The sequence below is a fragment of the Candidatus Pelagibacter sp. HTCC7211 genome (assembly GCF_000155895.1).
Lineage (GTDB): Bacteria > Pseudomonadota > Alphaproteobacteria > Pelagibacterales > Pelagibacteraceae > Pelagibacter.
On sequence record NZ_DS995298.1, the window covers coordinates 505,408 to 518,677 of the forward strand.

Here is a 13,270-nt window from a genome sequence, read left to right on the forward strand (position 1 = left end):
AATGAAAAGTAAAATATTAATTTCTACAGGTGGATCAGGCGGGCACGTTCTTCCAGCAATTACAATTTATGATCATTTAAAATCTAATTATGAAACTTTAATTTCAACTGATCTGAGAGGACTTAAATACTTAGATAAAAAAAACTATAATCATATAATTGTCAATACACCAAAATTAAATAATTTATTATTGTTTCCTTTTTCATTTTTAAAAGTTTTTATTTTAACTTTAAAGTCTTTAATAATTTTGAAAAGAGAAAATATTTCAATTTTGATCTCTACCGGTGGTTACATGTCCTTACCATTATGTTTGGCTGCAAAAATATTAAGTATTAAAATTTATTTAATTGAACCCAATATGGTTCTTGGAAGAGCAAATAAATTTTTCTTATATTTTGCAAAAAAATTAATATGTTATTCAAAGGAATTAATTAATTTGCCAAAAAAATTTGAGCACAAACAAACTATAGTAATGCCATTAATAAGAAAAAAATATTATGATACATACAACTATCATAATGAGGGTAATTTTTTTACAATTACAATTATTGGCGGTAGTCAAGGAGCAAAAATATTTGACACACTTATTAATGAATTATTAGTAAAAATATCAAAAATATGTTCTTTAAAAGTAGTGCATCAAACAAGTAAAAAAAATACTGATTTTCTTGAAAAATTTTATAAAAAAAATAAAATTGAAAATAAAGTTTTTACCTTTGATAAAAATTTAAATATTATTTTAAAACAATCTGATTTGTGCATCACTAGAGCTGGAGCCTCAAGCCTGGCAGAACTTTCTTTGCTTAAAATACCATTTATTGCAATACCACTTCCAACATCAAAAGATAATCATCAATTTGAAAATGCTAAATATTATAAAGATAAAGATTGTTGTTGGATTATTAATCAAGAAAATTTTGATAAACAAAAATTCGAAGAATTATTAATTAAATTATCTGGTAAAAAAGACGAATACTTAACAAAAAAAAAAAATTTAGAAAAATTAAATTATCAAAATACCTGGAATAATGTTAATCAAAAATTATTAAAAATTTTTAATGAAAATTAAATTAGCAAAATCTGAAATCATACACTTTGTAGGTATTGGAGGGATTGGCATGAGCGGTTTATCCCTAATAATGAAAGGTAAAGGTTTTAAAATTCAGGGAAGTGATATTTCTACAAATAAAAATATTGAAAGACTTAAAAAAGAAAAAATAAAAGTATTAATTGGTCATAAAAAACAAAATATTAATAAAGCAACTATTTTAGTTGTATCTTCTGCAATTAAAAAAAATAATCCAGAGTTACTTGAGGCAAAAAAAAGACAATTGCCTATCTATAAAAGAGGAGAAATGTTAGCTAACATTGTCTCTTTAACAAAAAATATTGTAGTAGTTGGTTCACATGGTAAGACCACCACAACTTCGTTAATAGCATCAATTTTTCAGGAAACCAAAATAGATCCTACAATAATTAATGGTGGTGTTATTAATTCAATTAACAACTCAGCCAAACTAGGCAAAAGTGATTGGTCTATCCTAGAAGCAGATGAGTCTGATGGAAGCTTTGTTTACATACCCCCTACCTACTCAATCATAACAAACATTGATAGGGAGCACATGGATTACTATCGATCTATGAATGAATTAAATAGCTATTTCTTGAATTTTGTTAAAAAGGTTCCATCATTTGGAAAATCATTTATTTGTTTAGATGACAAAAATAATAGACATTTAATTAAAAAAATAGAAAATAAAAATTTTTATTCTTACGGTTTAGATCAAAAATCTAATTTTTGTATAAAAAATATAAAACAGCACAAAGATTATTCGCAATTTGATTTGAAAATTAGATTACCAAATAAAAAGAATCAAATGATTAAAAAATTCAGAATACCTTTATTGGGTAATCATAATATTAAAAATTCTGTTGCAGCCATAGCGGTATCATTAACGGTAGGTCTATCTGTTTTAAATATCAAAAAAGGTCTTAAAAATTTTAAAGGGGTTCAAAGAAGATTTAATAAAATATTTACATTAAATAAAGTAGATTTTTTTGATGACTATGCCCATCATCCAACGGAAATTATGGAAGTTCTTGATGGAATAAAAAATGTCTATAAAGATTATGAAAAAATATGTATTTTTCAACCACATAGAATATCAAGACTTAAAGACTTAAAAACAGAATTTAGTCATGCATTTAAAAATGCAGATAAGGTAATTTTATTTCCAATATATACAGCTGGTGAAAAAATGAAACTTGGATTTAGCTATTTAAATTTTGCAAAACAGATAATTAAAAATTCTAAAGTTCAACTAATTTTAGTAGATAATAAAATTCAATTAGCAAAATATATTAAAAACAGTATCTATGGAAAAAAGATAGTAATTGGAATGGGTGCTGGATCTATTTCAACATGGATGCGAGAATTACCTAATCATTTGTGATGAAAATTGATTTAGCAGAATTATCACAAGAGTTTAATGATAACTTAAAACTAGATTACGATCTTAAAAAAAAAAATTGGTTTAATATTGGTGGTAAAACAAAAATTTACTATAAAGCTGATAATCTAAAAGAATTAATTAGATTTCTTAAAAAAATTGAAAATAATGAAAAAATATTTATTTTAGGTGGTGGGTCTAATACATTAATTACAGATGAACAATTTAATGGTGTTGTAATTAAGCTTACAAACAATTTTAATAATATTTCCTTACTATCAGATGAAATTATTATTGCAGGCAGTGCAGTTAGTGACAAGTCTTTATCTAATTTTGCTATGGAAAGTGGCTTAGGCGGATTTGAATTTCTTTCATGTATACCAGGTACAGTAGGTGGAGGAATAAAAATGAATGCTGGCTGTTTTAAGAGAGAATTTAAAGATATTTTGATTTCAATACAGGCATTAACAAAATCTGGAGAAGTTTTAACAATACCCGCAAAAGATATAAGTTTTAAATATAGAGATAGTGGATTGTCTGATGATCTTATTTTTTTAAGTGCATCTTTTAGAGGTTTTAAAAAAGATAAGGAATTAATCAGAGATGAAATAATATCCCTTAAAGAAAAGAAAGAAATAGCTCAACCTACCAAAATAAAAACAAGTGGAAGTACTTTTAAAAATCCATTAGATCAATCAGATAAAAAAGTTTGGCAATTAATCAAAGAATCAGTTCCTCTTGAAAAATCTTTTGGAGATGCTTGTATTTCAGAAAAACATTGTAATTTTTTTGTTAATAAAGGGAATGCAAGATTTGAGGACATGAAAAAGTTAATAGAATATGTGTCTGAAAGTGTTTTAAAAAAAACTGGTATTAAGTTAGAAACAGAAATTAAAATTTTAGAATAAATTGAAAAAAAAAATTCTTATATTATCTGGAGGTATTTCAAAAGAGAGATTAATTAGTCTTGACACAGGTTTTCAGGTTGCAAAAGAATTGAAAAAACATGGTTATGAAATAAGAATTTCTGAACCAGATAAAAGTTTAGAAAAAAAAATCAAAGAATTCAAACCATCAGTTATATTTAATGCTTTACACGGTCAGTTTGGAGAGGACGGATATATTCAAACTATTTTAGAACAATTTAAAATACCCTATACTCATTCAGGAGTTATTGCTTCCTCTATTGCAATGGATAAAGAGATTTCTAAAAAAATCTTTAAAAAAAATAAAATTATAACTCCAAAACATATCAAATATTCATTTGATAAAATAAATTTAGAATTGGTTAATAAAATAAATAAAGAATTAAAATTTCCAGTAGTAGTTAAGCCAATTAATGAGGGCTCAAGTGTTAACGTATTTATTTGTACAAAAAAAAATATAAATCAAATTTTAAAAAAAATGAAAAGTTATAAACAAGTGATGATTGAAGAATTTATTGGTGGGAGGGAGATCCAGGTAGCAATCATGGGAAATAAAAAATTAGGAGCAATTGAGCTTAAACCTAAAAGAAAATTTTATGATTATCAGGCAAAATATAATACTAATGCAAAAACACAGCACATTATACCAGTCGATTTGGATAAAAATAAATTAAATGAAGTTTTGAATATAGCACTTAAGGCACATAAAAAAATTGGATGCAGAGGTGTAACGAGATCAGATTTTAAATTTTATAAAAATAAATTTTATTTATTAGAAATAAACACTCAACCAGGCATGACAAAACTATCGCTAGTTCCAGAAATAGCTGCATACCAAGGAATAAGTTTTTATAAATTAATTAATTGGATTTTAAAAGATGCCTCAACGAAAAGGTAAAAAGATATTAATTTATTTTTTTCTATTATTACTTGTTGGATCTATTAATAATGACACGATTGATAGTTTTAAGTTTGAAAAAATTAAAAATATTAATGTATTAGGATTAGGACATAATGATAATCAAGTTTTATTGTATAACATTATTGATTTAGATTTAGGTAATGTTTTTTTTTTAGATAAAAAAAAGATTAATAAAATAATTAATTCAAATACTTTAATTCATGATTATGAGATTTTTAAAAGATACCCCCATTCTCTTGATATTAATGTAAAAAGAACAAAATTTTTAGCAAAGATAAAAGATGATAATAAATTTTTTTTAATCGGCTCAAATGGAAAATTATCTCCTATTAAACATGAAGATAAAAGTAACTATTTACCATTTATATTTGGCAAACCTGAAATAGATAAATTTTTAAAATTTAAAAAAACAATTGATGATTCCAAATTTAAATATAAAGATATTAATAATTTATTTTTTTTTTCATCTAATAGATGGGATATTCAGCTTAAAAATGATCTATTAATTAAATTACCATCTAAAAATATTAAAAAAACTTTAGATTTAGTTTCGGATTTTTTACTAGAAAATGATAACAATATTATAAAAATAGTTGATGCAAGAATTCAAAATCAAATAATTTTAGATGATTGAAGAAACAGATTTTGAAACATATTTATACCTATCAAGTAACAAATTTGAAATTTTTTTATTTGATAAAAAGCATATTAAAAATTTATTCCAAGAAACAATAACTTTCGAAAATGATTTTAATTTTTTAGAATTTACAGAGTTAACAAAATTTCTTGATAAAAATATATTTAAAATAGAAAAACTAATTGGAACTTTTATAAAAAATATTTTTTTAATTATTGATAACAAAAATAATTTTATTATTAAGCTTAGTAATAAAAAAAAAATAGAAAACAAAGTTAACAAAGAAAGTTTAAAAAATACTTTAATAAAATTAAAAAATTTGATTAATGAAAATTATAAAAATCAAACAATAATGCATATATTGCTCAATAACCAATTAGTTTATGATAACATTGAAACTTCATTAATTGAAAATGAAAAAACTAATCCTCAATGTTTAGAAGTTAGTTTTATAACTATATCTAATGATTTAATTATTAATTTAAATAAAGTTTTACAAAATTACCAAATTAAAATTTCAAAATATATAGATGGAAAATACGTCAAAGATTATTTTAAAGACGATAAATTAGAACTATCTTTAGCTACACATAAATTAATTAATGGTTTTAATAATAATGAGGTTATAATAGTCCCAAAAAATGCAGAAAATCATGGATTTTTTGAGAGATTTTTTAACGTTTTTAGTTAAAATCGTTTTTTCTGGTAACATTAGTTGTATTTAAAAGTTGCTTGCACCATTCTAAAAGGATGATGTGTCTTATCTTACTCAAAAAACTATAAAAAACCCTGTCTCATTCAGTGGAATTGCTTTGCATAACGGTTTAAATGTAAATGTTACTCTTAAATCAGCCAAACCAAACGAAGGTATAGTTTTCAAAAGAGTAGATCTAAAAAATAACAATTTTATTTACCCAAATTATTTAAATGTAACCAATACCTCTTTAAATACCACTATTGAAAATGAACATGGTGTAAAAGTTTCAACAATTGAACATTTGATGGGAGCATTATTTGGTTTAGGAATTGATAATGCACTTATTGAAATTGATAATGAAGAAGTTCCAATTTTAGATGGTTCGGCAAAAAACTTTATTGAAAAAATTATTTCATCTGGTTTTGATATAAGTGAAGAGCCAATTAAAATTATTAAAATAAATAAAAAAATTGAATATTCTGACGGTAAAAGATTTATATCAATAGAACCATCAAAATTAAGTTTAGATATAGATTTTGAATTAAGGTTTAAAAATGAAATAATTGGAAATCAAAGAAACAAGGTCAAAGTTTATGAAGATGATTTAACAGATGTATATAATTCAAGAACCTTTTGTTTGTTTGAAGATATTGAGTTTATCAAAAAAAATGGTCTCGCAAAAGGTGGAAGCTTGGATAATGCAATAGTGGTTAAGGATAAAGAGATACTAAACAAAGATGGTTTAAGAAATGATAAAGAATTTGTTAACCATAAAATACTAGACTGCATAGGAGATCTATATACTTCTGGTTATAGAATTATTGGAAATGTTCTATGTTCTCAAGGAGGTCATTATCTAACTAACCAATTATTAAGAAAAGTTTTTGTTGATAAAAATAATTTTTCAATAATAGAAATTAGAGAAAAAAATCTTCCACATACACTTATTAATAGAAATCTTTTGAGATCAATCGCTTAAACAAACAAAGAAAACTTTAAAATTATTGGTTAAGTAAGTATAAACAAAAAGTATTTATGAATAAATTTTTTTTGTTTATTATTTTATTTGCTGCTCTTATTTCCTGTGCAAAAAAAGAGGAATTTAAAGAGTCAATTATTAAAGAGAAAAGTTTAGATCTTCAAGTTCTTGAGGCTTATCAGGAGGGTATGAAAAATTTAGAGTCAGGTGATGTTATTTATGCAGCAAAAAAATTTAATGAAGCTGAAATTTTATTTCCACAATCTGATTGGGCTCCAAAATCAGCCTTAATGGCAGCTTATTCATATTATACCCAAGATTATTATGCTGATACAATAGCTGAATTGGAGAGATTTTTAAGAGTTTATCCTTTAAGTAAAAATTTAGATTATGTTTATTATTTATTAGGTGTTTCGTATTATGAACAAATAGTTGATGAAAAAAAAGACTTACAATCAATTATTAAAGCAAAAAAATATTTTGAAATTTTAATTCAAAACTATCCTAATACTAATTATTCATTAGATGCAGAATTTAAAATTGAATTAGTAAATGACACACTTGCAGCTAAAGAAATGTATATTGGTAGATATTATTTTGATAAAAAGAAATGGATACCTGCAATAAATAGATTCAAAACTGTTATCGATAATTATGATACAACACTTTATGCAGAGGAGGCTCTGCATAGATTAGTTGAAGTTCACTATATACTGGGATTAAAGGATGAAGCTAAGAAGTATGCTAACCTTTTAGGTTACAATTATCAATCATCCATTTGGTATGAAAAAACTTATAGTATTTTTGATAAAAAATACGAGGAAAATATTAAAAAAAGAAAAAAAGAAAAAACTAAAAAAAACAAAACTTTAAAAAAAATAAAATCTTTATTTAGTTTAGATGGATAAAAAAGAAATTCAAAAACTATACCAAGAAAAAATAAAATTACTAAATAAATATAACCAATATTATTATGACAAAAACAAACCATTAATTGATGACAAAAATTATGATGAGTTAAAAATTAGTATTTTGTCATTAGAAAAAAAATATAATTTTCTTGCATCAAAAAAATCCCCATCAGAAATCACTGGATATAAACCTTCAAAAAATTTTAAAAAATCTGCACATAAAGTACCAATGCTTTCATTAGCTAATGCTTTTAGTGAAGAAGATTTAATAAATTTTGAAAAGAAAATATTAAATTTCTTATCTGAAAATGAAAATTTTAAACTATATTACAGTGCTGAGCCAAAAATAGATGGCATTTCTGCTTCACTTACATATAAAAATGGAAAATTTGTAAAAGGATTATCAAGGGGAGATGGTAAAGAAGGCGAAGATATAACTTCAAATTTAGAAACAATTAAAGATATTCCAAAAAAAATATCTAATAAAAATTTTCCAGAAGAAATTGACATACGAGGAGAAGTTTTTATTAAAAATAGTGACTTTGAAAATTTTAAAGATAAATTTGCAAATCCAAGAAATGCAGCATCTGGTTCACTCAGACAAAAAGACCCTAATGATACTAGTAAAATTCCCTTAAAATTTATTGCTTATACCTTTGGTTATGAAAAAAAATTAAATATAGATAATCAGTTTGATTTTTTAAAGCGTCTGAATGAATGGGGGTTTAAAACTAATCCCTTAAATAAATTAATCTCTGGAGTAAAAAATTTATTAATAAATTATAATGAAATTGAAAAAAAAAGAGCTGAAATTGACTTCGATATAGATGGAATTGTTTATAAAGTTAACAACTTTAAGCTTCAAAAAAGATTAGGAAATGTAGCAAATGCTCCTAGATGGGCTGTTGCTCATAAATTTTCATCAAATAAAGCAGTCTCGAAAATTATAAGTATAGATATCCAGATTGGAAGAACAGGAGCATTAACACCAGTTGCAAAAATTAAACCGGTTAATATCGGCGGAGTTCAAGTTTCTAATGCAACTCTACATAATGAAGATGAGATTATGAGAAAAGATGTTAGGGTGGGTGATACGGTAGTGGTTGAAAGAGCTGGTGATGTTATACCACACATTCTTACTGTAGATATTAATAAGAGATCAAAAAAAAGTATAAAGTTTGTATTTCCTAAAAAATGTCCATCTTGTGGATCCAAAACAACAAAAGAATATAATGAAATAACCAAAAAGAATGATGCAGTAAGAAGATGCACGAGTGAGGGATATGAATGTGAAAAAATTTCAATTGAGAAATTAAAACATTTTGTATCTAAAGAAGCCTTTAATATTGAAGGTTTAGGAAAAAAAATTATAGAAAATTTTTGGAAATTAAAATTAATAAGACTTCCTCAAGATATTTTTAGACTTGATTATAATAGAATTGAAAATCTTGAAGGTTGGGGAAGATTATCCGTAGAAAACTTGAAATATTCGATTAATGAAAAAAAAAATATATCTTTAGAAAGATTAATTTACGCATTAGGTATAAGACATATTGGTTTAGAAAATGCAAAATTATTATCAAAATTTTTTAAAACGTTTTCAAATTTTAAAGAATTATCAAATAAAAGTAATTACAACGATCTATTAAATGTGGATAAGATTGGTGAAACTCAAGTAAGTTCTATCAAAAGTTTTTTTTCAAATAAAATTAATAATGAAATTATTAATCAACTAAGTAAAGAATTATCTATTAAAAATACTTTAATTGAAAAAAAAAATGGATTATTAAAAAATTATACTTTCATGATAACAGGAAAACTTAGTGGTATCAGTAGAGCTGAAATAAAGTCTTTAATTGAAGAAAATTCAGGCTCAACAGTGAGCAGTGTTACAAAAAAATTAGATTATTTAATTATAGGAGATAAACCAACTAAGAGAAAAATTGAAACGGCTAAAGAATTAAGAATTAAAATTATAAATCAGTCCCAATTTTTAAAAATGCTAAACATAACTAGCTAACCATCTGCGTTCATTTGCATTTAAAAATTTTGAAATCTTTGAATAAACATTTAAATGATACTTAAATAAATAATTTTTCTCTTCTGAGCTTAAAAGTTTATAATTAATCAAATCTTTTTCGATAGGTGCTAAAGTTAAGTTTTCAAAAAAAATTTTATTTTTATCTTTTTTTACAAAAACTAAATTCTCAATTCTAATACCAAATTTACCTTTTTGATAATAGCCAGGCTCATTGCTTAAAATCATACCTTCTTTAATTTTAATTGAATTTATTTTTGTAATTGCTTGCGGTCCTTCGTGGACGTTTAAGAAAAAACCCACACCATGACCTGTGCCATGTGCATAGTCTAAATTACTTTTATTGAGAAATTTTCTCGCTCTTGCATCAATTTTTTTACCTGTATTGTCTTTTTTTAAGTCTGTATTTGCCACAGCAATATGACCTTTTAGAACTTTAGTAAATATATCTTTGATTTGCGATTTAGGTTTTGAAAAACAAATTGTACGTGTGACATCGGTTGTGCCGTATTTATATTGCCCCCCTGAGTCACATAAAAAAATATCTGTTTTATTTATAGTTCTACAATTTTCTTTCTTGGCTCTGTAATGAACTATTGCACCATTTTCTCCAGAGCCAGCGATAGTGTCAAAGCTTGGATACAAATAGTTTTCATTCATTTTTCTAAATTTTTCTAATTTATTTTGAGCTTCTACTTCTGTAATTTTCTTTTTATTTATATTTTTAATCCAATAAATAAATTTAGTTAGGGCTACACCATCAATAATATGAGAATTAATCGTATTATTAATCTCTATTTTATTTTTAACAGATTTTAATAAATAAGTTGGATCTTCTCTTTTAACTATTCTAAATTTGGATTTGATAATATCTTCATAAAAAATTGAGCAAGATTTATTATCAATAATAAAATTTTTACCATTTAATTTAACAATTTCCTGATGAAATTTATTAACATCAATCACCTCTTTTGATTTGATTATCTTATCTTTAATAAGTTTTTCTGTTTTATAAATTTTACTTATTAAAAATATTTTTTTTGTTTTGCTAATTATTAATCTTGAATTAGGCACTGGACTATTTGGCCCATCTCCTCCTCTAATATTCAAAATCCAGGCAACGTTTTCTGGAGCACTTACTAATAAATAATCAGACTTATTTTTTTTTAAATATTTTACAATTTTGTTTATTTTAGATTTAGAGCTTTCGCCAACTATTTCTTTTTTTAGTGAAAAAAATTTAAAATTATCTTTAATTTTTTTATTTTTTATTTCATCAATTAAGTTTTTTGTAATGAATTTAATTTTATTATTTTTTAAAAAATATTTTTTAATTTGTTCATATGTAAATAGTTTAGGATCAATGCCTAAAGTTAAGTTTTTAACTAAATCAAAGTTTATTATTTTATCATAATTGACAATTTTAAAATCTTTCCCAGACTCTATTTGACTTTGAATTGTATATCTTCCATCAGTAAATAAATAATTCTTATTTTTTAAGATAATGGCTAATCCAGCAGAGCCAGTAAAATTTGATATTATTTCTAATCTATTTATTTTTGAATATTCTGTAAAATAATCATCATTTTTAGAAACTATATATCCATCAATATTGTATTTTTTAAATTTTTTTCTGAGAAGGTTTATTCTTTTATTCATTTAATTCTTTTTTGGTATCTTATCCATCCTGGACTTCTTGTTTCATTTTCAATGTCAAAATCTTGATTAAATTCGAAATCTTGAGACTCGTCAATCTCTTCTTCAAAAAATGAATTTTTTTCTAAATATTTCTCAGGTAACTCATCTATAAATCTTGATGCCATACTGTCTATCCAGTCACCTTGATAAAATCTATTCATTGAAAATGATATAATTGCTTTTTTTTTTGCACGTGTAATACCCACATAGGCTAATCTTCGCTCTTCTTCTAGACCGTTTTGACCTTTCTCTTCAATTGATTTTTGGTGAGGAAATAAACCCTCTTCCCACCCAGGAAGAAATACCGCATCAAATTCAAGACCTTTTGCTGCGTGCATTGTCATCATATTTATCTTTTCACCATCCCATTCCTGATCAACAGATGTAGCTAAAGAAACATGTTCTAAAAAACTTTCAAGATTATCAAATTCTTTCATCGCAGTTAATAATTCTTTAATATTTTCTAATCTGCTTTCATTATCTAAATCTTTTTTATTTTTTAACATCGAAGAGTAACCAGACTCATCTAAAACGGTTTGCATTAATTTAATATGATTAATCTTTTTAATTTTAATATCGTTACGCCACTTACTTAAAGATTTAAGAAAAAAATTAAGACTAATTTTAGTTTTTGGCTTAATTAAATTTTCTTCAATCATTTGTTTTGCTGCATTTTCTAGACATAAATTATTTTTTTTTCCAAATTCATGAACAAGTTTAATAGTAGTGTCACCTATTGATCGTTTTGGATTATTGACAATTCTTTCAAATGCCAAATCATCTTTTTCTTGATGAATTAATCTTAAATATGCAACACAATCTTTAATTTCAGCTCTTTCATAAAATTTAGTACCACCTAAAATTCTATAGGGCATACCAATCTTTAGAAATCTTTCTTCAAATTCTCTTGTTTGAAAAATTGCTCTTACTAAAATAGCAACATTATTAAAAGAAAACTTTTTCTTTATATTTTTTTCAATTTCATCAGAAATTCCTATTGCTTCGTCTTTACCATTTTTAAAACAATTTAATTTAACTAAATCACCTTCTTCCATTGTGGTAGTTAAAGTTTTGCCTACTCTATTTTCATTATTAGATATTAAATTAGAAGCTACTGATAAAATATTTTGAGAAGATCTATAATTTTGCTCAAGTCTAATAACTTTTGTATTATTATAAACTTGATCAAATTCTAAAAAATTTTTTATTTCTGCACCTCGCCAGCTATAAATTGACTGATCATCATCACCTACACAACATAAATTATTATGTTTTTCAGATAATAGATTAAGCCATTTGCTTTGAATAAAATTTGTATCCTGATATTCATCTACTAAAATATATTTAAAATTATTAGAGTAAATATTTCTTATATCTGGATAATTTTCTAAAATTTTTACGGTATGTAATATTAAATCTCCAAAATCACATGAATTTAAGTCTATTAATTTTTGTTGATAAATTTTATAGAGAGGTAGTATAGTTTTTTCATATAAGTCTTTATTATTAACAACTACTTCTGAGGGATAATATCCCTTATTTTTCCATCGGTCTATAATTGCAAGAATAAATCTTGGCGCTAATTGTTTGATGTCTATATTTTCACTTTTACAAATATTTTTAATTAATCTAATTTGATCATCGGTGTCTATAATTGTAAAGTTTGAATTTAGATTTGCAGCTTTTGCGTGCTTTCTTAATATTTTTACACAAATTGAGTGAAACGTTCCAAGCCACGAAAGACCTGTTGCAGTTGATCCAAGTATTTTGCTAACTCTAGTTTGCATCTCTTTCGCAGCTTTATTGGTAAAAGTTACTGACAAAATTTGATTGGGAAAAGCTTTCTTCTTTTTTATTATGTGAGCAATTCTAGAGGTCAAAACCTTAGTTTTTCCTGATCCCGCTCCTGCAACTATTAATAATGGCCCATCAACATGTAATACAGCCTCTTTTTGTGCATTATTTAAATTATCTAGATAATCAGAGTTTATCATTCAAAATATTTCTTTATA

The 13,270-nt window shown here is 24.6% G+C and carries 11 protein-coding genes; 9 read left to right on the top strand and 2 right to left on the bottom strand.

What is annotated here, in order from left to right; genetic code table 11:
• The first annotated feature begins 1 nt into the window (after position 1).
• From PB7211_RS02645 to ligA, 9 genes are all read left to right on the top strand, one after another.
• A complete protein-coding gene (locus tag PB7211_RS02645; protein WP_008544557.1) occupies positions 2-1,069 on the top strand; it encodes a UDP-N-acetylglucosamine--N-acetylmuramyl-(pentapeptide) pyrophosphoryl-undecaprenol N-acetylglucosamine transferase in 1,068 nt (355 codons plus the stop codon).
• Positions 1,059-2,453, top strand: coding sequence for a UDP-N-acetylmuramate--L-alanine ligase (gene murC / locus PB7211_RS02650; RefSeq protein WP_008544106.1), 1,395 nt, complete (start codon positions 1,059-1,061; stop codon positions 2,451-2,453). The genes PB7211_RS02645 and murC overlap by 11 nt, the downstream gene beginning before the upstream one ends.
• Positions 2,453-3,358 (top strand): UDP-N-acetylmuramate dehydrogenase, encoded by a 906-nt coding sequence (gene murB, locus PB7211_RS02655; protein ID WP_008545603.1) that lies wholly within the window; start codon positions 2,453-2,455, stop codon positions 3,356-3,358. Before murC ends, murB begins: the two co-directional genes overlap by 1 nt.
• 1 nt (position 3,359) lies before the next feature.
• A complete protein-coding gene (locus tag PB7211_RS02660; RefSeq protein WP_008544868.1) occupies positions 3,360-4,274 on the top strand; it encodes a D-alanine--D-alanine ligase in 915 nt (304 codons plus the stop codon).
• Positions 4,255-4,932, top strand: a complete 678-nt coding sequence (locus PB7211_RS02665; protein WP_008544231.1) for a cell division protein FtsQ/DivIB — start codon at positions 4,255-4,257, stop codon at positions 4,930-4,932. The genes PB7211_RS02660 and PB7211_RS02665 overlap by 20 nt, the downstream gene beginning before the upstream one ends.
• The gene (locus tag PB7211_RS02670) at positions 4,925-5,626 is read left to right on the top strand and encodes a hypothetical protein (RefSeq protein ID WP_034398871.1); all 702 of its coding nucleotides are present in this window, start codon (positions 4,925-4,927) and stop codon (positions 5,624-5,626) included. Before PB7211_RS02665 ends, PB7211_RS02670 begins: the two co-directional genes overlap by 8 nt.
• Positions 5,627-5,690: 64 nt before the next feature.
• A complete protein-coding gene (gene lpxC, locus PB7211_RS02675; protein ID WP_008544756.1) occupies positions 5,691-6,611 on the top strand; it encodes a UDP-3-O-acyl-N-acetylglucosamine deacetylase in 921 nt (306 codons plus the stop codon).
• A gap of 56 nt (positions 6,612-6,667) precedes the next feature.
• Positions 6,668-7,519 (top strand): outer membrane protein assembly factor BamD, encoded by an 852-nt coding sequence (locus PB7211_RS02680; RefSeq protein WP_008544876.1) that lies wholly within the window; start codon positions 6,668-6,670, stop codon positions 7,517-7,519.
• On the top strand, positions 7,512-9,542 hold the full coding sequence (ligA, locus tag PB7211_RS02685; protein ID WP_008545760.1) for an NAD-dependent DNA ligase LigA: 2,031 nt from the start codon (positions 7,512-7,514) through the stop codon (positions 9,540-9,542). Before PB7211_RS02680 ends, ligA begins: the two co-directional genes overlap by 8 nt.
• Here the strand turns inward: ligA and PB7211_RS02690 are convergent.
• Positions 9,525-11,219 (bottom strand): aminopeptidase P family protein, encoded by a 1,695-nt coding sequence (locus PB7211_RS02690; RefSeq protein ID WP_034398875.1) that lies wholly within the window; start codon positions 11,217-11,219, stop codon positions 9,525-9,527. The genes ligA and PB7211_RS02690 overlap by 18 nt on opposite strands.
• Positions 11,216-13,252, bottom strand: coding sequence for an ATP-dependent helicase (locus tag PB7211_RS02695; RefSeq protein ID WP_008544382.1), 2,037 nt, complete (start codon positions 13,250-13,252; stop codon positions 11,216-11,218). Before PB7211_RS02695 ends, PB7211_RS02690 begins: the two co-directional genes overlap by 4 nt.
• Between the last annotated feature and the right edge of the window lie 18 nt (positions 13,253-13,270).

Excerpts from the sequence above, each read along its gene's own strand:
- PB7211_RS02645 (WP_008544557.1), top strand. The coding sequence starts at position 2 with ATGAAAAGTAAAATATTAATTTCTACAGGTGGATCAGGCGGGCACGTT.
- murC (WP_008544106.1), top strand. The coding sequence starts at position 1,059 with ATGAAAATTAAATTAGCAAAATCTGAAATCATACACTTTGTAGGTATT.
- murB (WP_008545603.1), top strand. The coding sequence starts at position 2,453 with ATGAAAATTGATTTAGCAGAATTATCACAAGAGTTTAATGATAACTTA.
- PB7211_RS02665 (WP_008544231.1), top strand. The coding sequence starts at position 4,255 with ATGCCTCAACGAAAAGGTAAAAAGATATTAATTTATTTTTTTCTATTA.
- PB7211_RS02670 (WP_034398871.1), top strand. The coding sequence starts at position 4,925 with ATGATTGAAGAAACAGATTTTGAAACATATTTATACCTATCAAGTAAC.
- PB7211_RS02680 (WP_008544876.1), top strand. The coding sequence starts at position 6,668 with ATGAATAAATTTTTTTTGTTTATTATTTTATTTGCTGCTCTTATTTCC.
- ligA (WP_008545760.1), top strand. The coding sequence starts at position 7,512 with ATGGATAAAAAAGAAATTCAAAAACTATACCAAGAAAAAATAAAATTA.
- PB7211_RS02690 (WP_034398875.1), bottom strand. The coding sequence starts at position 11,219 with ATGAATAAAAGAATAAACCTTCTCAGAAAAAAATTTAAAAAATACAAT.
- PB7211_RS02695 (WP_008544382.1), bottom strand. The coding sequence starts at position 13,252 with ATGATAAACTCTGATTATCTAGATAATTTAAATAATGCACAAAAAGAG.